Source organism: Paenibacillus sp. SEL3, from assembly GCF_054602585.1.
In genome coordinates, this window is sequence record NZ_CM137725.1 from 5,173,577 (window position 1) to 5,197,334 (window position 23,758).

Here is a 23,758-nt window from a genome sequence, read left to right on the forward strand (position 1 = left end):
ATGCATGAGGAGCAAAACCAGGAACATTGGCCGGTGTGGGCTACGGAGCCTGTAAAAATAGTGAATCCTGATCCTGCCTGGTCAGAGCAGGGCCTAAAGATCATTCACCAGTTGCGGGAGTTATTACTGCCGTTTAAGGTGACGGAAATCGAACATATAGGAAGCACGGCAATTCCCAATCTTTCCGCTAAGCCCATTATTGACATAATGGCAAAATTAGAATCTTGGGATCAACTGGAACAGATCGTGTCTACTTTACAACCAGCAGGCTGGAACTATGTTCCGCCTGAATTGGACGGTCGGGAATGGAGAAGATTTTTGGTTAAAGTGGAACAGGATCAAAGAAAGGGACATCTGCATCTCATACTGAAATCTGATGAGCATTGGGATCGGCAGCTATTGTTTCGGAACCGACTTCGTGAACAGCCTGAGCTGATTCAGCAATATGATGTATTAAAAAGGCGGCTGGCGATGGAAAATCAGCATGATCGTGAAGCGTACACGGATGCCAAGACTGATTTTGTGCAAAACGTTCTGAATATCGGACATCCTAAAGACTAGGACGACCGGACATTCCGGGTACTTTCCGACCAAGCGCTGAAGTCTCCGACATTTGTTATTGCCGTGTAGGGGAATGGCCGGAAGGCTTGCCAGCACACCAGAAAAAGCTTATTCAGAAGCTGTTACAGTAGGGTTCATCCAGTACTCATGTTCATTTCAAGATAGGAAAAATCGCATTTACAGGCGCTTCAAAAATGCGCTAATGCGCTCTAAAGCCATTTCCAACTGATCTCGCGATGATGCATACGAGCAGCGGATAAAGCCCTCGCCGCCTGAGCCAAATGCGGAACCGGGTACAGTAATGACTCCTTCTTCTTCCAGCAACCGCTTGGCAAACTGCTCTGAGTTTAACCCTGTGTGCATAATGGAGGGAAAAGCATAGAAGGCACCGTTTGGTTCGTGACATGGCAGTCCTGTCTGACATAGGCCTTCAACGAACCATTTTCTACGCAGATTGTAGGACTCCATCATACGATCTTTTTCCTCCAGCCCGTTACGCAGGGATTCAATAGCGGCAATTTGCCCGATAATAGGAGCGCACATGGCGGTATATTGATGAATCTTCAGCATAGCTGAAATCAACTCTCTGGGGCCACACACATAGCCGACCCTCCAGCCTGTCATCGCAAATGCTTTGGAAAAGCCGCTGATGAGCAGGGTGCGCTCTTTCATTCCTGGCAGAGCAGCGAAGCTTACATGCTTCTGTCCATAGGTCAGTTCAGCATAAATTTCGTCTGATATGACGACAAGATTATGCTCCTCAACCAGGCGGGCAATCGGTAGCCAATCCTCATAGGTCATCACCCCACCCGTTGGATTATTCGGGTAACAGAGAATAAGCACTTTGGATCGTGGAGTCAGCTTGGCTTGAAGTGCCTCAGCTGTCAGCTTGAACTGCTGATTCGCAGAGGTTTCAACCGTTACGGTATGTCCTCCGTTCAGAAACGTGATGGGCGAATACGAAATATAACATGGAGCCGGAATGAGTATTTCATCGTGTGTTGAGATGAGGGCGCGTAGTGCCAAATCTAGGGCTTCACTGCTGCCAATGGTAACCATGATTTCATCTGTCGGGTTGTAGGATGTGTTGAAGTTGCTCTCCAGATACCCGGCAATCTCCTCACGAAGCTCAGGAAGACCGGCATTTGGTGTGTATGATGTTTTGCCATTTTCCAGTGCTGTGATACAGGCCTTTCTGACATGTTGAGGGGTTACAAAGTCGGGTTCACCGACACCAAGCGATACAATATCTTTTCTGCCTGTACTATATTCGAAAAACTTACGGATGCCTGAAGGCGGCATTTCCCGTACAGCTGGAGTCAAAAAATCGGTTATAGATACTACTGTCGATACATTTGTCATGATGATTTCCTCCTTTTTGAAAAACAAAAAAACCCGCCCCTGTAAAAGGGACGAGTTTATACCCGTGTTACCACCCTAGTTTCATTCCATAGGAAATGACACTCTGTTCACGTATCCATCAATACGTGTTCCGGTTAACGCTGGAAAGGCGGCAGAGCTTACTTCAGGTTCAGCCCGCTTCTCAGAGATGGCGTTCGGCTACCCTCGGAATGTTGGCTTTCACCTGCCCCAACTCTCTGCAAATCCGCTGTATAGCTTACTCGTTCTCGTCATTGAAATTTGTTACCGTATCAAGTTAGGTGTAATTATAAGCACAACATTTCAGGATGGCAAGTCTTTTTTTCATAAACTCTAAAGACATATCATCATTATTGACGACTGGAAAATAACGTATATAGTGGTATCAAGGGGATTGTGCCCCAGATTTCAATGTGTTATATGACTATATTGCCAGAGAGGAATGGTATCCATATGAACGTATTTGAACGCTTTAGCGGTGAAGTTTTGCCGGCGGATTGGAGCTGGATCAATGAGCCGACAGAATGGAGATTTGATGATACCAAGTCTTTGCAAATTTTTGCACCTTCACAGGCAGATTTCTTTAGGGATCCGTCCGGCGCAGCGACTAAATCGTCCGCACCTTTTTTGCATACAACGCTTCAAGGTGATTTTACAATATGGACGAGGGTTCGTGTTGATATGAAGCAGCCTTATGATTCAGGATGTTTGATGATAATGGCGGATGATACCCGCTGGGCTAAGCTGTGTTTTGAATATTTCGAAAGCATTCCATCTATTCTTAGTGTGGTCACTCGGGATACATCTGATGATTGTATCTCTGGGGCGATGGACGTGTCCAATCCGTATTTACGAGTGGCACGAGCTGGAAATTGCTTTGCATTTCATTATTCATCAGATGGTCAGCATTGGAAGCTGGCGAGATATTTTGGGATGAATGTTCCTAACCAGCTAAAAGTCGGAGTTGTTGCTCAATCTCCCGTGGGGGAGGGCTGTGCTGTTACCTTTGATGCCTTGACGATAACAAACCATGTATCTGAGGACATACGAAACGTGGAGTAAACAGACAAAGACCCTCTTTCTTAATATGAAAGCGTTATAAAATTAGGATTAGAAAAGACGTATATACGCAACTCAGGCAGGAGGTAGATGGAAACTTGCTGTTAAGAAGGAAGGGTTACAAGCTGCCCAGTTTGTTGGGAGTGCTGCTTGTAGCTACGTTGGGCTGTTTCGGGCTCATTATGTATTTACAGTCCACAAGCGGAACGAGGATGTATCAATTTCTGTACTGGGATATATTCCTGGCCTGGGTTCCGGTCTTTATCACTCTCGGCATGATGGCTTTATCCAGACTGCGAAGTACAAAAGTGAGGAGTATTCTTTTATTTTTCTCTTTAATTGTATGGTTGTTTTTTCTGCCGAATGCTCTCTATTTGGTGACTGAGTTACTTCATGCGTTTCGTTTTTACGATGTGAATCCTGATACACGTTTTTGGTTGAACACCCAATTTTGGTTAATCTTATTTACGTCTTTTTCAGCAGCAGGGCTTGGCCTTTTTCTTACATCCCTTTGTGTGTTGGTGATCCATCATATGCTGAGGAGGATTTGTTCAAAGGGGCTCGCATGGGCTGTAGTTTTGGTGTTGTTGTGGCTGGACAGCATAGGCGTATATATAGGCAGATTTGCTCGCTGGAATAGCTGGGATGTGTTGTTGCAGCCACTGGTGCTCCTTACGGATATTTGGAGCTGGGGAGTATATGCTGGACCTAGGCTTCATTTGCTGTCCTTTTGCTGGCTGGTGTTTGGGATAGCAGTCATTTTTTATTTATTGATCTATATCTCTTTAAGTGAGGATCAGGATGTTTAGGCCGAGGACATGTATTCCATGAATACAGGCTTCGGCCTATTTTTACATGTGGTGAGTCAGGAGTTGGCGTTGTCCTCCCCATGCACATCGTAAAGCACGCGCACAAGCAGATCCTGACTGAAATTCCCGAATCTTTTGCCAAAAATAGTGAGTCCTCCTTTGTTTTCTGATTCATCGGTTACAGATAAACGGAGTGTAATGTCGCTTTTATAATTAAGGTTAATATCATCTATTGTGACCTCGGAAATGCGGCACCCATCAATGAAGCTGCCTTGTTGATTGATGCGAATTAATTTGAGCATACCATATTGATTCAGATGCGGTGGCCACCAATCTGGATTGAGAACCCCCGGCACTTCTCCAAAATCTCCGGCGCTGGTCCAGTGCCCAATAGGGATACCGTTAATGTGAAAACAAATATCGGAGGGATATTCCTCACAATAGCAGGGTGCTTCTGAGCCCAGTTCTGCGGAGAATTGAATTTCTTTAAAGGATTGATTCGCTTTCAGATAGTTGGGGATACGGTATTCCAAAAAGCCCTCAGCCATCCAGATCATTTCCGACTCCAGCCGCCCGGGATCTGCAAAATAGCGTGGATCATCAAAATCGCCAATAATGCTGTCTCGGGTCACCAATCCACAAGTGGGGGACGCTTGATAGTTACTATAATGACCTACGCGAATCTCAACCTCATACACATTTTTTTGTTCTCTACTGCGCAAATCTACCATCAGTTTATCCTTGTTCAAATAGCACATTTTTCGGGTGCCGTGCTTGCCGCTCACGGTATTGATCTCCACAAGGCCGCATTCTTCCAATTTTCGAATATGCATTGTAATGGTACCGTTGCTCAAATTAAGTTTGTTAGCAATGTCATTCATACTTTGTCCCTGGTAGGCAAGTAACTCGAGAATTTGAATGCGGATTTCTGAACCCAGTGCTTTAAAAATATCTAATCCTGACATTAAGTCCTTAATATAAATCATAGCTATAGACCATCCTTATCTATAAAAATTGTGATGTAAGCGCTTATATATTTACTTTGATTTATGTTAAAATAAAATCAAAAAGAAGTAAACTGCTTTTTTGTAAATTTTTTTTACTAAATAAAGAGGGGAGAAAATTAAACTTCGAATTAAGAATTACTTCAAAAATAAATCGTATTTAAGCTTTATCACTGATTATTTCGATAAAAGTTAACTTAAATACGATTTAATTTTGCTTTCCATGTTACTCTAATCTATGTTTTATAATTATTTAAAAAGATTGAAAAATACATTGACGAACCGAGGAAAGGCATGCTATATTTTGTTTGTAAACGAATTCATTATTGATAAAGTAAAATGTTAATTATATGGTACATGAGAGGGATGATAATCACAGCGGCAATCAACAACGGGTTGTGTACCGCACAGTTAAAGATTAGGCCGAGTGGTATAAAGTTATTTTAACACTAAATGTATGCGGTTTCATTTAAATTTAGGAGGGGTCGCGTTGATAAAGAAAAAAGGTTTTGCAATAACAATGGTTGTTCTGTTGTTAATGGTGGCTGCACTGGCTGGTTGTAGTGGGGGAAGTTCCAGTAGTGATGGAAGTAAGGAACTGACATTCATGTTCCGTGGTGGCACAGATGAACAAAAGGCTTATAAGGAAGTAATCAAGAAATTTGAAGCGGAACATCCTGGCGTAAAGGTTAAAATGGTCGTGACTGCAGCAGATCAATATGCCACAAAGCTTAGAGCTGCAATTACAGGAAACAATCTTCCAGATATCTTTTACTTTGCCCCTGGAGATGTGAAAGCTTATGTAAACAGTGGGGTGTTGAAGAATCTCACGCCTTACATTGAGAAGAACAAGGATATTAAACTGGATAACATTTGGAAATACGGTGTGGATTTGTATCGCTATGACGGTAAAATGGCCGGCCAAGGAGATATTTACGGTATGCCGAAGGATTTAGGTCCATTCGCACTCGGCTACAACAAAACGATGTTCGAAAAAGCGGGCGTTCCCTTGCCTGACAAAGACAAACCGTATACATGGGATGAATTTATCAAGGTTAGCCAAGAGTTGACCAAAGATACCAATGGTGACGGCAAGCCAGATCAATACGGTACAGGCTTTAACGTTCAGTGGGCATTGCAAGCCTTTGTATGGAGTAATGGGGCTGACTGGCTGGATGAGAGCAAAACTAAAGTAACGATTGATGATCCGAAATTTGCGGAAGCGCTTCAGTACTTTGCTGACATGCAAAACAAATATAAAATCACACCTGGTATTGAACAATCGCAAACATTGGACACATACCAACGTTGGATGAAGGGTGAAATGGCATTCTTCCCGGTAGGTCCTTGGGATATGAGTACATTTGAAAAACTGCCATTCGAATATGATTTGCTGCCGTTCCCAGCCGGATCGACTGGCAAATCAGCAACATGGATTGGTTCTCTGGGTATCGGCGTTTCCTCTAAAACAAAATACCCGGATGAAGCTGTTGAACTGGTTAACTATTTGACGACTTCTAAAGAAGGAATGAAGCAGCTTGTAGATGCCAAGGTACAAATTCCGAATCTGCTGGACATGGCTGATGAATGGTCCAAAGATACGAAAACCAAGCCTAACAATAAACAAGAATTTATTGATATCGTGAATGACTATGGACGCTCATTACCAGGCAACTATACGTATAATGCAGAATGGTACGATATTTTCTTCACAGATATTCAACCTGTGCTGGATGGTAAAATTACGGCGGCAGATTATGTGAAACAAGAACAACCGAAGATGCAGAAACTGCTGGATAAAGCGGTGGAGCAAGAGAAAAAATCACAGAAATAATGCGTAAATAGAGGAAAAAAGGATGATGTTAGTGGCTGAATATCATGCTGCTAACATCATCTTCATTCCAAATTAGAAACAGAGGTGAGCCCTGTGATAACCAAATCTAATCTCTACCGCAAAGAGAAGGTATATGGATACTTATTTATTCTTCCACCTATTCTCGGTCTGCTAATCTTTACGTTATTCCCGTTTGTCTATTCATTATACGGCTCTTTTACAGACTGGGACGGATTGGGACAAATGAACTTTATTGGTCTCGACAATTTTAAAGATTTATTTAGCGATGAGCTCTTTTATAAATCGATGTACAATACTCTTTTCTTAATGCTAGGTATTCCAATCGGTCTTGTACTAGCTTTACTGCTGGCACTAGGTCTGAATCGCAAGATTCCAGGTACGACAACATTTCGTGTGATTTACTATATCCCGGTTATTTCTTCGTTGGCTGCCGTTTCTATTATGTGGAACTGGGCATACAACGGGGACTATGGTTTGGTGAACCAATTCCTCGAAATATTCGGTATTAAGGGTCCTAACTGGCTAATGGATAAGGATACGGTCAAGCCGGCCTTGATTCTCATGACCGTCTGGAAGGGGCTTGGATATACGATGCTGCTATATTTGGCAGCCCTGCAGAGCGTGTCTCGCTCTTATTATGAAGCAGCAGAGCTAGATGGAGCTAGCGGATTCCAAATGTTCCGCAATATCACATGGCCAATGGTGAAACCAGTAACCTTCTTCCTGGTCGTAACTAATATCATTGGTGGTTCACAAATCTTTACTGAAATGAACATTATGACACCTACAGGGGGTCCGGAATACTCATCCGCCTCAATCGTCTTTTATATTTGGGATAAGGCATTTAAAAACCTGCAAATGGGATATGCCTCCGCGATGGCTATGATTCTCGGCATCTTCATTTTTATCGTAACTTTGATTCAATTCAAAATGAATGAAAAATCGTCCTTTGATGGGGATTGATTTTCGCGGAAAGGAGTGAGTCTGATTATGTCCCATAGTCAAAAAACGAAAGTTACCAATATCATTATCTTTATTGCACTAGCGATTGGAGCGATTGTGATGATCGCGCCACTGCTTTGGATGCTGTCCACTTCGGTGAAAGAAAAGCAGGATGTTTTTGCTCTTCCACCAGTATGGATACCAGAGGTGTTCCAGTTTGGCAAGTATAAGGAAATTTGGGAAGCAGGACCTTTGTTAAGCGGGATCAAGAACAGCGTGATTGTGGCTGTAAGTGTTACCGTTGTGGGTACCTTTACATCCAGTGTGGCCGCTTTTGCATTTGCAAAGCTGAGATTCCCTCATAAAAACAAACTGTTTTTGGCACTCATCGCATCTATGATGATTCCATACCCAACGGTTATGATTCCACAGTTTATGATGTTTTCCAAACTTGGCTGGGTCGATACACTTTTACCTCTGATCGTTCCAGGCTTATTCGGAAATGTAGTTATGATCTTTTTCCTGCGGCAGTACTTGCTTAGCGTACCGGATGCCATCATCGAAGCTGCGAAAATTGACGGAAGTTCTTATTTCCGACTCTATTCGTCGATAACGTTCCCGCTCATTAAGCCAGCAGTTGCGGCACAGCTTATTTTATGGTTCATGGGGATTTGGAACGATTATTTGGCACCGATTATTTACTTGAACTCACCAGAAACGCAGACATTGCAACTGGTTATCGCGAATTTTAATGCGACTTACGCCATTCAGACGGACTATCCGCTTATAATGGCAGCATCAATAATAGCCTTGTTACCTGTACTGATTATATTCTTGATCTTCCAGAAACAAATTATTGAATCGGTTGCTATTTCGGGTGTCAAAGGTTAATTGACACTTGGAGGGTACGCATGAATGATGTAAGGCAGTTACAATATGTAATGGGTAAAGGAAGGAGGAGAATAACAGTTATGGTTATGCTGCTCATGCTGGGTCTATCTGGCTGTGGGGATAACACTCCGGACCCTGTGTATCCGCAGGCTCCGCCTCCCGATCACTTGTATGATCAAAGTACGATTAACGATGAACAGCGCTGGACCATTAACAATGCACATGACCCGGCGATTATCAAAACAGATCAAGGCTATTATGTCTACTCAACGGATGTAAAGACAGGTGGAGAATTGAGACCCGGTGTCATGGTACGCAAATCGACTGATCTGATTCATTGGAATTGGGTGCAGTATGCACTCCCCGGCATTCCAAAGGAAGCAGAATCGTGGTCATCGGCAACCAATCTGTGGGCACCGGACGTCATCAAGATGGGTGATACCTATCGGATGTATTACTCTGCTTCTACCTTTGGCAGCACACGGTCTGCGATCGGATTGCAGACATCCAGCTCCCCGGAAGGCCCTTGGAAGGATGAGGGGGTGGTCGTTAAAACGAAAGAGCATGACAAGCTGAATGCGATTGATGCCAATCCGGTGCTGGATGCAGAGGGTAATCCATGGATGGTATACGGCTCTTTTTTCGGCGGTATTTATATTACACCGCTTGATCCCCAGACTGGAAAGCTCAAAGAATCTGGCTATGGTAAAAATATCGCTGCCAGAGATCGGGCAACTGAGGACGGTGCTGTAGAAGGACCATACATTGTGTACAATCCAATGTTCCGTAAATACTACTTGTTCGTCTCGTATGATTCTTTGTTTGAGGACTACAATGTTCGCGTTGCCCGTTCAGATTCTATCACAGGCCCTTATGTGGACATGAATGGACATGATATGGCAGATACCAACTATTTGCCTCAATACGAGATTGGAAACAAGGTATTGGGCGGTTATCGGTTCAGCGAAGGAGAAGGCTGGGTTGCGCCAGGTCACAATTCTGTCCTGAAGGACGGTGCGGATTATTATATTGTACATCATGCGCGAGGAGAAACGGACAAGAGCTGGCCGTACCTGCATGTACGCAGAATATTGTGGACGGCAGAGGGCTGGCCGGTCGTCTCTCCAGAGCGCTATGCCGGCGAAAAGGAGCAGGATATACCCAAAAGGCTATTATCCGGCAACTGGGAGCGCATCGTGATAAAGCAGGAAGTAGACGGCCAAGTGGAAGCTGAACCGCTCCGTCTGAAAGATGGAGGGCGGGCAACCAGCGGTTCTCTTGAAGGTCACTGGAGCTTTGATGGCAAGCGTACTCTAACAATAGATTGGAGCAATACATCCGAAGGAACTAAGGAAGAATTGTTATTGCTTCCTTCATGGGACTGGGAGCTTGGTCGCCATACTTTAATTTTCACGGGTATGAATGAAAGGGGAATTTCCATTTGGGGAAAGCGTATCAGCGATTAATTGTATGAACTACATACTACACATAGAGGAGAGAATAACCATGAATCAAACTGTACCCTTTAATAATCCGGTCATTGAGCAACGGGCAGACCCTTGGATTTACAAGCATAGTGACGGATACTATTATTTCACCGGATCTGTACCAGAGTATGACCGGATTGAGGTTCGACGAGCAAGTACTATTCAAGGCTTGAGTACAGCAGAGCCTGTCGCAGTGTGGCACAAATATGAAACGGGCCCGTTAAGTGCGAACATTTGGGCACCGGAAATTCATTATATTAACGACAAATGGTACATTTATTTTGCAGCAGCTCGTACAACGGAAACGAAGGAAGGCCTGTTCGACCACCGGATGTTCGTGCTTGAAAATGATTCAGCTAATCCTCTGGAAGGGGAATGGGTGGAAAAAGGACAGATCAAAACCCGTTGGGAGACGTTCGCTCTCGATGCGACAACCTTCCAGCATAATGGAGTTTTGTATTATGTGTGGGCTCAGAAGGACCCTGACATCGTCGGTAATTCCAATCTGTATATTTCCGAAATGAGCAATCCATGGACGTTGCGGGGTGAGCAGGTGATGATCTCCACTCCTGAATATGATTGGGAAATCATCGGTTTTAAGGTGAATGAAGGAGCAGCGGTTCTGAAACGGAACGGGCGGATCTTTATCAGTTATTCAGCTAGCGCCACAGACCACAATTATTGCATGGGTCTGTTGACGGCAGATGAGAATGCGGATTTACTTGATCCGAAATCATGGACGAAATCACCTCAGCCGGTATTCTGCACCCATGAGGAAACAGGACAATTCGGGCCAGGTCATAACAGTTTTACGGTTGCTGCTGATGGTAGCGATGTAATCGTATATCACGCCCGGAATTACAAGGAAATTACAGGCGACCCGCTGTATGATCCGAATCGTCATACACGTGTGCAGCCGTTCTACTGGAAAGAAGATGGAACACCTGATTTTGGTATTCCAGTACCAGATGGCGTTTCTGTTAATAAATAAGCGAAATCTATTATAGATGGTTAACGTGTTGCACAGCGGCACTGTAACTTTCTAGAAATCATAGGGGATTATGATTCGGCTGCATATAACAAGAGTAATAAGATATCTTCTGAGCCTTCAGGCTGGAGGATATCTTTTTGATTTTGGGACGGCATGAAGGGCTCTTTTCAAAAACTTCGATTTCTGCTATATTTAAATCGTAATATTTACGAATTGGTCAAGGGGTGGAAATCTCGTGAACGAACGGATCGATCCGTTTACCGTTAAAAAGGTTGAATACCTGCTGAATGGCTATATTGCGCTAAAGGTGCCAGGCTACGTACGTTCTGACGTGCGGCTCATTTATCAAATAGAGGATAACTGTTTGATCTTGATGGAGGAAAGGCCTTCTAATGAAACTGAGTTGTGGGATCGCACGGACATTGTCCAATTTCGCTGGGAAGAAAATCATTGGCATGTATATGCCCGGCAAGAAGCTGAAAGCTGGCAGTGTGTAAAAGAGATTGCACCTAATCCGTGCTTTGAAGAACAGCTCGAACAGGTAGAAATAGATCATGCAGGTATTTTTTGGACAGGTTAACGAAGTCCAGAATGATAAGTTCGGAAGATGGAGGTAGTGGGAGTCGTGTCGTTAAACTGTATATGGAAATAAACAGGCTGACCGTAATTCCTTATATGGAAGTTACGGTCATTTGTTTTGTCTGAGGTGGCACTGTCTAGTGCACCTGAGGGTTATGTATACGTTTGGAAAGTATGTCAAGCGGTTGATTGATACAAATGTTTAATATTTTCCACGAGGTGGAAGTTACAAATGTATGGTAAAGTGTAGTATATACAAGGTTTTAATCCAAATGTCTTATTCAAAGTCTCCTGTGCATACCGAATCCGAATCACACGAGGTGAGAAAAATGTTGCAATCGTTAAAAGCCATTGCTAATTACAGGAAAGAAAATGATCTGGCCTGGGATACACCGACTTGGTTAAAGCTGCTTGTTTCGGCTGAAGAGCGTATTGTAAATTTGGAACGCATTCGATCTATAGGTGAGTTAAAGGATGCCAATCCTGTACTGGATTACGTGGAGCGTACGTTGCTTATTTTGGACGGACTTCCATTGTCATTCTGGGTTAAAGAGCTACTGGAGGATGTATTGGTATGGTCTGAGACAGCCAAAGGAGGCACAGTCCGCGAACGGCTACGCTGGCAGCATGAGGGTATTAATTTATTTGTACATAATATCGGATCCTCCCAACTGTATGTCAGACAGGCCCAAGCGGAGTCCCCTGCTTACCCGCGCAATAGCATGACCCGAATTCTGATTGAGACGCATGGATTGATCGGGCAATATATACGGGGGGAAATTCCTTTTGCTGAAAATCGACTGCTGCTTGAAATTACTCGTAAAGGCTGGCTAAGCCCTGAGGAACTGGAGCTTGTTTTACGGGCCCTGAACGAGTGTATTATCGCCGGGGTGGAACCTGCATTATGGGATCAAGTACGCAGTGAAGTGGAGCAGCTAATCGGCTGGATTGCATGGGATAACGCACCTGTAGTCTGGAGTGTAAAGGAGCGACTGGAAAGGTTACGGTCGGTTTCCATTCATGAAGGGGAGCCGTTCGAGCAGGCTTACACAGAACTAGAGCGGGAGTTGAATGTAGAGAAGGCGCTGGCTCCGTTGGAGAATCGGACACTTTGGTATGTAGAATCAGCTTTGCAGGATTTTTCACTTCAAGAACTGGTAAAGGTATTTTTACTCACATTAAGGGATGGCACAGGGCAGGAACAGCCTGCGACCGTTCGCCATATCAGTTTCGAATCGCTCATGAATACGATGTACTATGACTATCGTGGTGTCAAGAAAATTAACGTATATAAAAAACGAATGATAGAAAAATATTTAAGTGCACTGTCTTGGCAGGACATTTCAAAAGGAAAACGGAAGCATAATCCTCATTTGAGTGTGATCGTGGAGCATAAAGAAGAGCTGCCGAGTACTGTATTTTTTAATTTTGTATTTTCATCTGCGGCTGAGAAACTGATTGACTTTTGTATTGAGGCAGAAAAAACGCCTCTGTATGACAAAGCAGTCCTGCTGCTGTTCGATCTGTTCGGATTACGGCGCGATGCGTATGATCGCTTTCACAATGAGGAAACGTACCTTACAGATATGAACCAGACCGTAGATTACAAAAGGGTCATTTTAGATTATGTGACTGGAACCCGCATACTGGATATTGGACCCGGCGGGGGTGTACTGCTGGATCTGATCGAACAGGAAAGACCAGATGCGAAGCCATTAGGTCTTGATATTTCTGTAAATGTCATTGAGGCACTTAAACGTAAAAAGCAATTGGAGCGCCATCGTTGGGATGTCATCAAAGGGGATGCGCTTCAGTTAGAGGAATATGTGGAAACGGAGAGTATGGACACGGTCATCTTCTCTTCAATTCTTCACGAGCTCTATTCCTACATTGAACGAGATGGGATTCGGTTCAATCCACAAACAGTGGAGGCAGCTCTGCAGAGCGCCTATCGTGTGCTTGCACCCGGCGGGCGTATCATCATTCGTGACGGGATTATGACCGAACCAGTAGAGCAGCGCAGACGAATTCGATTCTTGGAGCCGGATGGAATGGAATGGCTGATACGGTATGCGCAAGATTTTGCAGGTCGCCACATTGAAATAGAGCGTGTGGGGGAGCATGAGGCTGTTTTACCAGTGAACGATGCGATGGAATTTCTCTATACCTATACATGGGGAGCGGAAGCCTATGTGCATGAAGTGCAGGAGCAGTTTGGTTATTTTACCCCGTCACAGTATGAAGAGTGTATTCGTAGCACACTTGGATCACAAGCGATTATCCGCGTGAGCCGTCATTATTTACAGGAGGGCTATGCCGAGGCGCTGTCCAGACGTGTTGAGTTCATGGATGAGCAGGGCCAGCAGGTTTCTTTGCCAGACAGCACCTGTCTGATCGTGATTGAGAAGCCGAATAATAGGGTTGGAGTTGCTGAATGATTTTTAAATTGAACAAGAGAATGCCTTCTGATTTGTGCCAAGCACGATTAGAAGGCATTTTTTAGAAAGCTATGCATTCAAATATGACCGTGCAGCGTATACAGAAGCCAAAGGACCATTCATTCGGCAGGTGGTTGAGCGGGCGAAGCTTGAAAGATATAGGTAGGGACAGATGAATTCTTAGTCGCATGAACAAAGTGGGGGAATGATGAAGAATATGATGCTTGATGCACAGCTAACGCCGAATGGTTTAAAAGACAGAATGCTACTACTGTCAGCGCTGGACATTATATTGTCTCCAGAAGATTGGTTACGCACGTATCGTATGCGGTCTGAGTGGTCTGGTGATGTGTGCCTGGGTGAGGTAAACAATGGCGCTGGAGATACGATTCATATGCTATGGACGGGTGAAGGTGTGCTGCTGAAGGGGTTTGACCATGAATCCCCTGTAAGTTCTCATGCGAGAGACGATTATGAAGTCTGGCCGGGCATATATGACGGTGTGCCTGATGATATGATGGAGCTTTTGGAAGATGAAGCACTGGAGAAAGAGGACGTTACCTTTTGTATGTGGAGGGAAGCGGGAGATAAAGAGTGGCGTATGGGCAACGCGAACTTTCCTGAGGGATATGACGATGGCTCATCCTTTTTGTTGGGGAAAATTATAGTTACACCGGAGGAATATCAGGATTGGGCTGAGAGTTACTATGAGTTGCCGATTTCTCTAGGGGTGGTAAGCCAGATTTTCAACGGCGTTCCGATCACTGCACAGATGATCTCTGCGCTTCATCCACAGCGTAACGTTACGGAAGCGATAAAGGAGCTAAAGCAGCTTAGCGTTCAAGTGCATGAAAGCTAAGAATACAGATTTGTTTTTCTTGACAAGTTTTGTATATAATACAGGAGAAATGCTGGGTTAACCACCTCGAATTAAAGGAGCTGTGTTGAAGATGTCCAAACGTTTGATTCCTTACATCACGATGGATGGAAATGCAAAAGAAGCAATCGAATTTTATAAAGAGGCATTGGATGCTCAACTGCTTTTTATTCAAACCTTTGGGGAAATGCCGGAAAACCCCGATTTTCCCATTCCCGCAGAGGTCAAGGAACGTGTGGGACATGCTACCCTTAAAGTGGGTGAGACAGAGCTCATGTTTTCTGATACCTTTCCCGGGTCACCGTTTAGCCGCGGGAATCAGGTGAGCATCTGTATTACAACCGATAGTGTGGAGCAAGCTCAAAAAATGTTTAATGCTCTACAGCAGGGAGGACAGGTGGGAATGCCTTTGCAGGAAACCCATTTTAGTCCAGCTTATGGGAATGTAACAGACAAGTTTGGTGTCACTTTTCAAATGTTCACTGAGGCTCGGTCTTAAGAAATGTAAAACGGCTCGATTCCGCTACTTTAGCGATCTGGCCGTTTTTTTTTCGTGTATGCCCTCGTGCTCAATTCAATAATTATTTTAATATTGTTGAAATAGAAACAAAAATATACTATATTGTATTGTTAATGCACCAACTGGTGGGAGGACAGGCCATGAACAAAGAAGAACAGGTCATAGTGGGTTTCAGGGACTTATTTAACAAGATGGTTTGGCTTAATAAAGATAAGATGGAAAACAGCCTTAAGGGTTATAAGCCTTCTGAAGTACATTGCATCGAATACATTGAAAGAAATGCAGATTCCAACGTGACAAAACTTGCGGAGTCCCTTTATATGACTACCGGTGCCATAAGTAAAATAACTAAGAAGCTTATAAAAAAAGGCATTATCGAAAGCTACCAGAAGCTGGATAACAAGAAAGAAGTCTATTTTAGGCTTACTGAGGAAGGGAAAGTAATCTATAACATCCATGAGGAACTGCACAAAGAGTTTCAAGAGCGGGATAAAGCCGTATTTGAGCAGGTAACCGAAGAACAATTTAACAGTATGATTAGCTTCTTGGAAAAGTATAGTAGGCATTTGGATGCAGAAATAAAAAAACAGGGTATAGATATTAAGACGGAATAAATTTGAATAATGAAAATCAAACCATAGGCAGCCGGGCTCTATTGAGAACGGGCTGTATTTTTTTGTTATTATTTTGTTGCCGAGGAAGCAAAATTGTGATACGATGTTTTTGCTTCCAAGGAAGTGAAATCGAAACCTTTAAGGGGAGAAATGAAGTGTTCAAATGTAGATCACACAATGAACAGAACACAGAACAAACCGTAGATAAACACGCTTTAATATTCGGCCTTATCTCTGTATTTCTTTGCGGAATAGGCTTCAGTATCATAACACCTGTCGTCCCATTCTTAGTGCAGCCTTATACAAGCAGTCCGGGAGAACAAGCTATAGTTGTTACGTTGCTGACCTCTGTTTATGCATTCTGCGTGTTTTTTGCGGCTCCCGTACTTGGCGCTTTGAGCGACAAATATGGCCGTCGTCCATTGCTCTTAGTATGCCTTTTGGGTTCCGCAATTGGGTACTTGGTTTTTGGCATAGGAGGAGCTCTATGGGTGCTATTTGCTGGGCGCATCATAGAAGGGTTAACAGGCGGGAGCATAAGCACGATCTTCGCCTATTTTGCAGACATCATTCCTCCAGAACAGAGAACCAAATACTTTGGATGGGTGAGTGCGGTTGTAGGTATAGGCACTGTCATTGGGCCAACTCTAGGCGGATTACTTGCCAAGTTTGGTTATTCTGTACCCATGTATTTTGGAGCAATCATCACTTTATTGAACGTTGTTTATGGATTCTTTTTTATGCCTGAGAGTCTTGACAAGAAACATAGACTGAAAGAGATTACCTTTGTAAGACTGAATCCATTTACACAGCTTGCAAACCTGCTTTCCATGAAAAACTTAAACAGGCTACTTGTCTCTGCGTTCTTACTTTGGATACCCAACGGATCTTTACAGGCCGTTTTTTCACAATTTACAATGGATACTTTCAGTTGGAAGCCTGCACTAATCGGACTTATGTTTTCAATTATGGGTTTCCAAGACATCATTTCACAAGGTTTCATCATGCCCAAGCTTTTGATAAAACTTAATGATAAACAGATAGCCATTCTTGGAATGGTTTCGGAGATTATAGGTTACAGTCTTATTGCGCTATCTACTTTGTTCTCATTCTATCCTCTTTTTATCGCTGGAATGTTTATATTTGGTTTTGGTGATTCGATCTTTGGGCCTTCATTCAACGGGATGCTCTCCAAGTCTGTCGATTCTAGTGAACAAGGAAGGATTCAAGGAGGTAGTCAATCTATTCAGGCTTTAGCAAGAATGATTGGGCCTATTATTGGAGGTCAAATCTATGTATCACTGGGTCATGCCGCACCCGCTTTTATGGGTATGATCCTTATAGCAGCGGCAATACCAGTTTTATATAAGCGAACGCATGTAAATGAGGATTTTGCAAAATCCTGAAATATGTAAACTATCTACTTTATTTAGGCAATAGGGTTTCAGAACTCAGGGACAAGTTCTGAAACCCTATTTGTTTACAGTTTTACGTAATTGTACTTATACGCCAAAATTAAAATCATCATCTGTCAGCGGCTCTACATTCATCGCCCGCACATAGCCGTTTCCTTTTTTAGAAAAGAAATCATGCTGCTTAGTGTGGGTGCTGATGCCGTTGAATACAATGGGATTAACTTCTTCTTCTTCAAACAGTGGATCAAAGCCCAAGTTCATCATGGCCTTATTGGCGTTGTAGCGCAAAAAGACTTTCACATCGTCTACGAGTCCAATAGGGGTGTAAATTTGCTCGGTGTATTGTTCCTCGTTGTTATGCAAGTAGCGCAGCAAGCCTACCAGCGTCTGGTAAAGATCACGTTGTTCTTCCTCGTCCAATTCTGCATAAATCTCCTGTGCCAATACACCTACGTACACACCGTGAATACTTTCGTCCCGTAAGATCAAATCGATAATTTCGCCACTGCATGTCAGCTTGCCCTGGCCCGCCAGATAAAGAGGGTAGAAGAAGCCGCTATAAAATAAATAGCTTTCTAACAGCACCGACGCTGCCATCGCGAGATACAGGTCTTTCGGTGTGTGGATATTCATATAATACTGACGAATGGTTTCTGCCTTGGTTTGGAGATGTGGATTTTCTTCTACCCAGCGGAATACACCGTCAATTTCTTCCGTGGAAGCTAGCGTTGTAAAGATGCTACTATACGACTTGGCATGAATTTGTTCCATCATCGCCATAAAGCTTAGTACGGCTTTGCGTTGTAGTCCGTCCACATGCTCCATAATTTGCGGCATACCCACGCCGCCTTGAATGGTATCCAGTAGCGTTAGTCCGCCTAGCACCTTCATGTAGGCTTCTTTTTCGATATCACTGAGGGTTACCCAGGACATTTTATCGTCAGACAACGGGATTTCGTCATCCGTCCAAAATTGCATAATGTTCTGGTTCCAGAACATCAGTGTGAAATCATCGTCCGAGCGATTCCAGTTTACAGCTTGTATACCTGTCATTGTTAGCATTCTCCCTTCAGCTTGCGAGATTCCCTGGAAACACACATTGAAATAGTGCAGGCGAATCATCGTATGCTTGACATACGGAAGCTGTATCCGCGAGGGTCTTGTCCAGTCCCGTAAAGGTCTAAACCACACGCTGGATACAGCTTCTAATGCAAAGCATCCATATCTATTTAAAATCTAATTTTTATACTACAGCTTGTTACCATTTATGCTTTAGATGGAGCAGGTGAGACACTCTTCCACAGACAGCTTTTTGGTGCGTGTGTAGTATAACGATTTAAGTCCTTTGTGTGCGGCGTACAGATAGCAACGTGCTAACTGACGCGTAGTCACGTCACTGTTCACATGAAGCACGGTCGAAATTCCTTGGTCCACATGCGGCTGGATTTCTGCAATCAGATCCAGCACTTTGAATTGGTCCATTTGATAAGCAGATTTATAGAAGAACACGTTATCCTTTTGCAAATAAGGCATTGGATAGTAGGTCGTCGAATTGGCATAGGTACGGGTTTCAATCTGCTCAACAATCGGCATAACACTGGATGTTGCATTTTGAATGTACGAAATGCTGGCAGTCGGCGCAATTGCCATACGATAGGCGTGGTACAGGCCATTTTTCATCACATCTGCTTTTAATTTGTCCCAGTCCGCTGTAGTCGGAACATAGATGCCCTTGAATAACTCTTGCACACGTGCAGTTGTTGGACGATAATCTGTGTTCAGGTATCGGTCAAAATATACGCCTGTCGCATAATCCGATTCCTCAAATCCATAAAAGTTTTGTCCAGCCGCTTTCGCGATTTCCATACTCTTTTCGATGGAATGATAGTTCATCGTCATGAAGAAGGTACGGACAAAGTCTTTTGCTTCATTGCTTTCATACGCAATTTTGTTCTTGGCAAAGTAGCCGTGCAGATTCATGACACCCAAACCGACGGAATGCATTTCACGGTTCGCTTTCGCGACACCTGGTGCATTAGCTACTTGGGTCATATCGCTGACCGAAGTAAGAGCAATCATACCCTCGTGAACGGATTCGCGGATTTTGCCATGCTCCATCACATTTACAATGTTCAGAGAAGCCAGATTACAGCTCACGTCCCGGCGGATAGTATCCTGTTGTCCGTAATCTGTAATTTCGGAAGTTTCCTGCAACTGGAAGATTTCCGTGCATAAGTTCGACATCTTGACTTGACCCACGTTTTTAAGAGCATGTGCCTGGTTCGCGTTACTTTTGTTCATGATATATGGATAACCAGACTCCAACTGAATCATGGCAATTTTCGTCAGCATGTCACGTGCGCTCATCGCTATTTTTTTCTTCACCCGATCGTCGGCGAGCAGCGTGTCGTACATTTCATCCAAATCCATGTCGTCCAGATGTGTTCCATAGGCTTTGAACACACTGTAAGGAGCAAATACATGCAGCGGTTCGTTATCTTGAGCCAGCTTGTAAAAGCGATTTGGCACCAGTAATCCAATCGAAAGTGTCTTGAGACGTACTCTTTCGTCAGCATTGATTTTTTTGCTATCCAGGAACTCCAGCACGTCCCATCCGAAAATGTTGTAATAGGCTGCCCCAGAGCCTTTGCGTTGCCCCATTTGATCTGCGTAGGAGAAGCCGTCTTCCATCAGCTTCAGCACAGGCATAATGCCTTTTGCTGCGCCTTCTACGCCTTTAATCGCTTCGCCGCGTGCCCGCAGCTTCGACAGGTTAACGGCAACACCGCCCCCGATTTTGGACAACTGCATGCAGGTGTTCAGCACATAGTTGATCGAGTTCAGGGAGTCGTCCATTTCGAGCAGGAAGCAGGATACCAATTCCCCACGGCGGCTTTTGCCTGCATTCAGGAACGTTGGTGTCGCTGGCTGGAGACGTTGCTCCATCATCGAGCGAGACAACAGGCGTGCCGTATCGGCGTTACCGCGTCCTAAATGCAGCGCGACAGCAGCAACCCGGTCAGGGTAATGTTCCAGATAGACTTTACGGTCGTTACTCTTCATTGCATAGTCGGTATAAAACTTGGATGCTGCCATATAGGAAGGAAATTTAAAATTATAGCTATGAGTGATATGGAAAATATCATTAATTTCGTCAGCCGTGTAGCTGTTATAGAAATTTTCGTAATAATCATTCTCAATCATATACAGCACTTGAGCGGCTGTGTCAGCAAACTTCAAACTCCGTTCCTGAACTTCCTTCATAAACTCTGCTACAGCCTCTTGGTCTTTTTCCAATTGGAAAAAGCCGTCTGTATCGCGTTTCATCAACATGTTGTTCAATTCAATATGCCGCAACTCGGCTCACCTCCTGTTTAAAACGCTCTACATCTCCGAACGTTCCAGATAATTCAAATTTACTAATCACGGGGACATTATAATGATCGGCAATCAAATCCGCACTTTTGGCAAATTTCTCACCCCAGTTACGGTTGCCGCTTGCAGCTACACCAACAAGGTTTTGAGCATTCTTTTTCAAAAAGGAAGATACCCTCTCAGGTATCTGCCCAAACCCAGTTGTATATGTAATAAGTACGTAAGGTTCTTCTATAGTCATTTGCTCCTCGATCTGAACCGCTGGAAGCTTGAGCTTGTTTATAAATCTTTTTACATTGCCGGTCTTGGAATCATATGCAATCAGCATGGTATGCAACCTCCTTAAACATTTAACGAAAAAAGAAAACGGCATTGCCTGGGATCTATTATAGATGGAATCCCTTGCTGGCTGCGCCATTTAAGATTTTTGACTCTATATTTACATGTATTTTCATACCTGTATCTTCAAGATATCGGGCATAAATACGTTTTTTACACTATATTTAGAGTACATTCTCTATTTTATATCTATATATAGTTTTGTCAATCGGTCTAGAGGGGATCAGAGGACCCAGATCGGGTAGAAGTCCAAGCGGGGTGCGGAAAAGAGCGAAAGAACTTTTTTTTCGTAAGTATGTTAAAAAAGTATTGGAGTTTTTGAGGGTGAAGATGTACGATTTGTCAATGGGCAATTGAATGGAAAATTTACATTTTACTGTAGAAAGGATGAAGTGAATGGGAAGTGATTCTATGGAAGTTCAATCGTTTAATACGATCTTTTTTATCGTATTTGGACTCATTGCTTTTGTAATGATTATGGGAATTGTCAAAACGATCGGAGCGGGCCTGTCCAATCAAGCAGCCGAACGGGTACAACGTTCATGTAAGGTTGTGGATAAACGGACGAGAGTGCGTGGGGGATCAGGCGATTTTTCAGCTTCGACCTATTATTATATCACCTTTGAGTTTGACGGGGGTGAGCGTAAGGAGCTGGAGGTGAAGGATAGGGACTTTGGTATGATTGTGATCGGGGATCGTGGGGAGCTTCATTATAAAGGTACACGTTTTCTGGAGTTTGTGAGAGTAATGGAAGCATAAAGGTGCTTAAACAAATACATAATCGGAGGGAAGATTACGATGCCGCATATCATTGGAAAACGAGTTGTATTGAGAGAATACCGTCAAGAGGATATACCAGATATCCGAAAATGGGTCAATGACCCGGAAATCACACGTGGTTTAAGCGACGTGTTTATCTATCCGCATTCACAGGTGAATAGTGAATCTTTTGTACAGATGATGATTGACGGCAACCCCGAGATCAAAGGTTTTGTCATTGCGCATAAAGACACCCTGGATTATATCGGACAACTGGACTTATTTAAAATCAACTGGGTGAATCGGCACGCCACCCTTGGAATTGTGATCGGGCGTGACGGTGATCTAGGCAAAGGTTATGGACGGGAAGCGATCCGGTTGTTACAAAAATTTGCATTTCATACGCTGAACCTGCATCGGCTGGAGCTGGAGGTCTATGCGTTCAATGAACGTGCACACCGTTGCTATTTGGCCAGCGGCTTCAAGGAGGAAGGGCGGCTGCGGGAAAAGCTATTCAGGGAAGGGCGATACTATGACATTATTCAGATGGGGATTTTGCGAAGTGAATATGAGGCTGCACAGCAAGCGACGGAATCCTGAGAGTGCAACCTCATAAGCTATATTACTCCGTCAGCTTTCTTCAATTTTTTATGAGTGAAATCACGGGGACTACGCTCATCCTTTTTTTATTAGCTAAAGGACTTTCTTTGCAGAGTGCGAACTTCTTACTGGTTGTATTCTTTGTAAGTATTTTTCTGTTTGAGATACCCACGGGGGCTATTGCAGACAAGTATGGAAGAAAAATCTCTGTTATTTTGGGACTTTGTTGTTTTCTAGCCTATAGTGTATTGTTCGTTTCGACAGATCATATCGGGGTGCTTGTGTTTGCGCAAGTCTTTGGAGGTCTGGCTATATGTTTACAATCAGGTTCGTTGGAATCATGGGTTGTGGAAAATAGTGATAAGCCCATGGAAGTTCTTTTTACAACCTCTAACAGTATACAGTACATTTCAGGATTTATTTGTGGTCTGTTGGGGGCCTTTCTCGCAACTTTTAACTATTCACTTCCATGGGCGGTTAGCATTTTATCTATTATTGTATGCATTTTTCTATGTTTCTTTTATATGGATGAGGAGAATGTTGCACATCGAAAGACGTCTAATACTCGCATTAAAACGATTATCGGAGAAAGTGTCCGTATCGGTTTTGAAAATAAGTCTATCTGGATTGTGTTTATGATAGGCTTATTTATCAGCTTTTCGAACTCGGCGGGGAATACATTCCAACAGCCACGTCTGGTTGGCCTTTCTGAACAAGGGATTTGGATTATGGGGTTTATCAAGGCAGGGTATTCACTATGTATGACTTTGGGAAGTTACCTGGTTCGAAAGCTAGGCGCACGATTCAGTGATGTACATATACTCATGTATGCCTGCGGCATGATTGGGATATGGCTCATTTTAGCCGGTGCATTCAACACATTTTATCCTGTACTGCTTACCTTTTTGATCTATGAAATTGGGCGCGGCATGTACCCGGTTGCCAAACAAATTTTTCTGAACAAAAGAATCTCTAATGAGTATCGTTCTACACTACTATCTTTGGATTCTGCGATTTCACAATTAGGCATGTGCATAGGTTTAATCGTGACAGGGACCATCAGTCGTAATTTTACGGATTTGTCTTCCGATCAAACACCTATTCAAATATCTTGGGTGATGTGTGGCGGGATTGCGTTGATTCCTATCATTTTATTGTTTTACGTCAATCGTGTATCAGGGAAAAGTAATTCTTGGAAAGAAAAAGAAACCAAACAGAATATGTAATGTAAAAGTTAATGTAGAAGGGCTGAACAGCATGGTC

The 23,758-nt window shown here is 43.6% G+C and carries 22 protein-coding genes and 1 other annotated feature; of the genes, 17 read left to right on the forward strand and 5 right to left on the reverse strand.

Annotated elements, in window-relative coordinates:
• Positions 1 to 561: a GrpB family protein gene (locus tag ACYCS5_RS23940; protein ID WP_029516746.1), complete on the forward strand. Its 561-nt coding sequence runs from the start codon at positions 1 to 3 to the stop codon at positions 559 to 561.
• Between the two features lie 177 nt (positions 562 to 738).
• Here the strand turns inward: ACYCS5_RS23940 and ACYCS5_RS23945 are convergent, their stop codons facing one another.
• Positions 739 to 1,923 carry an aminotransferase class I/II-fold pyridoxal phosphate-dependent enzyme gene (locus tag ACYCS5_RS23945; RefSeq protein WP_029516747.1) on the reverse strand — a complete coding sequence of 395 codons (1,185 nt, stop codon included), beginning with the start codon at positions 1,921 to 1,923 and terminating at the stop codon, positions 739 to 741.
• Positions 1,924 to 1,966: 43 nt separating this feature from the next.
• Positions 1,967 to 2,205: a binding site (T-box leader), on the reverse strand.
• Positions 2,206 to 2,394: 189 nt separating this feature from the next.
• On the opposite strand from ACYCS5_RS23945, the gene ACYCS5_RS23950 reads away from it, so the two are divergent.
• Positions 2,395 to 3,003 carry a DUF1349 domain-containing protein gene (locus ACYCS5_RS23950; RefSeq protein ID WP_029516748.1) on the forward strand — a complete coding sequence of 203 codons (609 nt, stop codon included), beginning with the start codon at positions 2,395 to 2,397 and terminating at the stop codon, positions 3,001 to 3,003.
• A gap of 95 nt (positions 3,004 to 3,098) precedes the next feature.
• A complete protein-coding gene (locus tag ACYCS5_RS23955) occupies positions 3,099 to 3,809 on the forward strand; it encodes a DUF1361 domain-containing protein (RefSeq protein ID WP_069011353.1) in 711 nt (236 codons plus the stop codon).
• A gap of 56 nt (positions 3,810 to 3,865) precedes the next feature.
• Here the strand turns inward: ACYCS5_RS23955 and ACYCS5_RS23960 are convergent, their stop codons facing one another.
• Positions 3,866 to 4,795 (reverse strand): ArsR/SmtB family transcription factor, encoded by a 930-nt coding sequence (locus ACYCS5_RS23960; RefSeq protein WP_029516749.1) that lies wholly within the window; start codon positions 4,793 to 4,795, stop codon positions 3,866 to 3,868.
• 508 nt (positions 4,796 to 5,303) lie between these two features.
• On the opposite strand from ACYCS5_RS23960, the gene ACYCS5_RS23965 reads away from it, so the two are divergent.
• The 11 genes from ACYCS5_RS23965 (at position 5,304) to ACYCS5_RS24015 (ending at position 17,413) form a co-directional block, all read left to right on the forward strand.
• Positions 5,304 to 6,647, forward strand: a complete 1,344-nt coding sequence (locus ACYCS5_RS23965; RefSeq protein ID WP_250244585.1) for an ABC transporter substrate-binding protein — start codon at positions 5,304 to 5,306, stop codon at positions 6,645 to 6,647.
• A gap of 93 nt (positions 6,648 to 6,740) precedes the next feature.
• The gene (locus ACYCS5_RS23970; protein ID WP_013309768.1) at positions 6,741 to 7,631 is read left to right on the forward strand and encodes a carbohydrate ABC transporter permease; all 891 of its coding nucleotides are present in this window, start codon (positions 6,741 to 6,743) and stop codon (positions 7,629 to 7,631) included.
• 27 nt (positions 7,632 to 7,658) lie between these two features.
• Positions 7,659 to 8,501 carry a carbohydrate ABC transporter permease gene (locus ACYCS5_RS23975; protein WP_029516751.1) on the forward strand — a complete coding sequence of 281 codons (843 nt, stop codon included), beginning with the start codon at positions 7,659 to 7,661 and terminating at the stop codon, positions 8,499 to 8,501.
• A gap of 80 nt (positions 8,502 to 8,581) precedes the next feature.
• Positions 8,582 to 9,967, forward strand: a complete 1,386-nt coding sequence (locus ACYCS5_RS23980) for a family 43 glycosylhydrolase (RefSeq protein ID WP_459761338.1) — start codon at positions 8,582 to 8,584, stop codon at positions 9,965 to 9,967.
• Positions 9,968 to 10,007: 40 nt separating this feature from the next.
• Positions 10,008 to 10,979 carry a glycoside hydrolase family 43 protein gene (locus ACYCS5_RS23985; protein ID WP_459760223.1) on the forward strand — a complete coding sequence of 324 codons (972 nt, stop codon included), beginning with the start codon at positions 10,008 to 10,010 and terminating at the stop codon, positions 10,977 to 10,979.
• A 235-nt stretch (positions 10,980 to 11,214) separates the two neighbouring features.
• Positions 11,215 to 11,559, forward strand: coding sequence for a DUF3024 domain-containing protein (locus tag ACYCS5_RS23990; protein WP_238794840.1), 345 nt, complete (start codon positions 11,215 to 11,217; stop codon positions 11,557 to 11,559).
• A 328-nt stretch (positions 11,560 to 11,887) separates the two neighbouring features.
• Positions 11,888 to 13,996: a class I SAM-dependent methyltransferase gene (locus ACYCS5_RS23995; RefSeq protein WP_340885033.1), complete on the forward strand. Its 2,109-nt coding sequence runs from the start codon at positions 11,888 to 11,890 to the stop codon at positions 13,994 to 13,996.
• A 208-nt stretch (positions 13,997 to 14,204) separates the two neighbouring features.
• Positions 14,205 to 14,855 (forward strand): hypothetical protein, encoded by a 651-nt coding sequence (locus ACYCS5_RS24000; protein WP_341071952.1) that lies wholly within the window; start codon positions 14,205 to 14,207, stop codon positions 14,853 to 14,855.
• A gap of 91 nt (positions 14,856 to 14,946) precedes the next feature.
• Positions 14,947 to 15,372 carry a VOC family protein gene (locus tag ACYCS5_RS24005; RefSeq protein ID WP_039270073.1) on the forward strand — a complete coding sequence of 142 codons (426 nt, stop codon included), beginning with the start codon at positions 14,947 to 14,949 and terminating at the stop codon, positions 15,370 to 15,372.
• A 161-nt stretch (positions 15,373 to 15,533) separates the two neighbouring features.
• Entirely contained in the window at positions 15,534 to 16,007 is a 474-nt protein-coding gene (locus tag ACYCS5_RS24010) for a MarR family transcriptional regulator (RefSeq protein WP_341071953.1), read from the forward strand.
• Between the two features lie 155 nt (positions 16,008 to 16,162).
• On the forward strand, positions 16,163 to 17,413 hold the full coding sequence (locus ACYCS5_RS24015; protein ID WP_340957561.1) for an MFS transporter: 1,251 nt from the start codon (positions 16,163 to 16,165) through the stop codon (positions 17,411 to 17,413).
• Between the two features lie 96 nt (positions 17,414 to 17,509).
• On the opposite strand, the gene nrdF is transcribed toward ACYCS5_RS24015, so the two are convergent.
• The 3 genes from nrdF to nrdI all read right to left on the reverse strand — a co-directional run bounded on the left by nrdF (position 17,510) and on the right by nrdI (position 21,125).
• Positions 17,510 to 18,475, reverse strand: coding sequence for a class 1b ribonucleoside-diphosphate reductase subunit beta (gene nrdF / locus ACYCS5_RS24020; RefSeq protein ID WP_029516760.1), 966 nt, complete (start codon positions 18,473 to 18,475; stop codon positions 17,510 to 17,512).
• Between the two features lie 219 nt (positions 18,476 to 18,694).
• Complete coding sequence (gene nrdE / locus ACYCS5_RS24025; RefSeq protein WP_459760224.1) at positions 18,695 to 20,779, reverse strand: class 1b ribonucleoside-diphosphate reductase subunit alpha; 2,085 nt, start codon at positions 20,777 to 20,779, stop codon at positions 18,695 to 18,697.
• Complete coding sequence (nrdI, locus tag ACYCS5_RS24030; protein ID WP_016819181.1) at positions 20,766 to 21,125, reverse strand: class Ib ribonucleoside-diphosphate reductase assembly flavoprotein NrdI; 360 nt, start codon at positions 21,123 to 21,125, stop codon at positions 20,766 to 20,768. The genes nrdE and nrdI overlap by 14 nt, the downstream gene beginning before the upstream one ends.
• Before the next feature lie 422 nt (positions 21,126 to 21,547).
• Between nrdI and ACYCS5_RS24035 the strand changes: the two genes are divergently transcribed.
• Genes ACYCS5_RS24035 through ACYCS5_RS24045 form a run of 3 tightly spaced genes read left to right on the forward strand, consistent with a single transcriptional unit; the run spans position 21,548 to position 23,721 of the window.
• On the forward strand, positions 21,548 to 21,895 hold the full coding sequence (locus ACYCS5_RS24035) for a DUF2500 domain-containing protein (RefSeq protein ID WP_412178735.1): 348 nt from the start codon (positions 21,548 to 21,550) through the stop codon (positions 21,893 to 21,895).
• A 39-nt stretch (positions 21,896 to 21,934) separates the two neighbouring features.
• On the forward strand, positions 21,935 to 22,495 hold the full coding sequence (locus ACYCS5_RS24040) for a GNAT family N-acetyltransferase (RefSeq protein ID WP_459760225.1): 561 nt from the start codon (positions 21,935 to 21,937) through the stop codon (positions 22,493 to 22,495).
• A 50-nt stretch (positions 22,496 to 22,545) separates the two neighbouring features.
• Positions 22,546 to 23,721 (forward strand): MFS transporter, encoded by a 1,176-nt coding sequence (locus tag ACYCS5_RS24045; RefSeq protein ID WP_459760226.1) that lies wholly within the window; start codon positions 22,546 to 22,548, stop codon positions 23,719 to 23,721.
• Positions 23,722 to 23,758: the final 37 nt, after the last annotated feature.

Bases quoted from the DNA above. Each gene is read 5' to 3' on its own strand.
- ACYCS5_RS23940 (WP_029516746.1), top strand. From the start codon at position 1: ATGCATGAGGAGCAAAACCAGGAACATTGGCCGGTGTGGGCTACGGAG.
- ACYCS5_RS24040 (WP_459760225.1), top strand. From the start codon at position 21,935: ATGCCGCATATCATTGGAAAACGAGTTGTATTGAGAGAATACCGTCAA.
- ACYCS5_RS24035 (WP_412178735.1), top strand. From the start codon at position 21,548: ATGGAAGTTCAATCGTTTAATACGATCTTTTTTATCGTATTTGGACTC.
- ACYCS5_RS24005 (WP_039270073.1), top strand. From the start codon at position 14,947: ATGTCCAAACGTTTGATTCCTTACATCACGATGGATGGAAATGCAAAA.
- nrdF (WP_029516760.1), bottom strand. From the start codon at position 18,475: ATGACAGGTATACAAGCTGTAAACTGGAATCGCTCGGACGATGATTTC.
- ACYCS5_RS23945 (WP_029516747.1), bottom strand. From the start codon at position 1,923: ATGACAAATGTATCGACAGTAGTATCTATAACCGATTTTTTGACTCCA.
- ACYCS5_RS23950 (WP_029516748.1), top strand. From the start codon at position 2,395: ATGAACGTATTTGAACGCTTTAGCGGTGAAGTTTTGCCGGCGGATTGG.
- ACYCS5_RS24045 (WP_459760226.1), top strand. From the start codon at position 22,546: ATGAGTGAAATCACGGGGACTACGCTCATCCTTTTTTTATTAGCTAAA.
- ACYCS5_RS23995 (WP_340885033.1), top strand. From the start codon at position 11,888: ATGTTGCAATCGTTAAAAGCCATTGCTAATTACAGGAAAGAAAATGAT.
- ACYCS5_RS23980 (WP_459761338.1), top strand. From the start codon at position 8,582: ATGGTTATGCTGCTCATGCTGGGTCTATCTGGCTGTGGGGATAACACT.
- ACYCS5_RS23975 (WP_029516751.1), top strand. From the start codon at position 7,659: ATGTCCCATAGTCAAAAAACGAAAGTTACCAATATCATTATCTTTATT.
- ACYCS5_RS24010 (WP_341071953.1), top strand. From the start codon at position 15,534: ATGAACAAAGAAGAACAGGTCATAGTGGGTTTCAGGGACTTATTTAAC.
- ACYCS5_RS23985 (WP_459760223.1), top strand. From the start codon at position 10,008: ATGAATCAAACTGTACCCTTTAATAATCCGGTCATTGAGCAACGGGCA.
- ACYCS5_RS23960 (WP_029516749.1), bottom strand. From the start codon at position 4,795: ATGATTTATATTAAGGACTTAATGTCAGGATTAGATATTTTTAAAGCA.
- nrdI (WP_016819181.1), bottom strand. From the start codon at position 21,125: ATGCTGATTGCATATGATTCCAAGACCGGCAATGTAAAAAGATTTATA.
- ACYCS5_RS24000 (WP_341071952.1), top strand. From the start codon at position 14,205: ATGAAGAATATGATGCTTGATGCACAGCTAACGCCGAATGGTTTAAAA.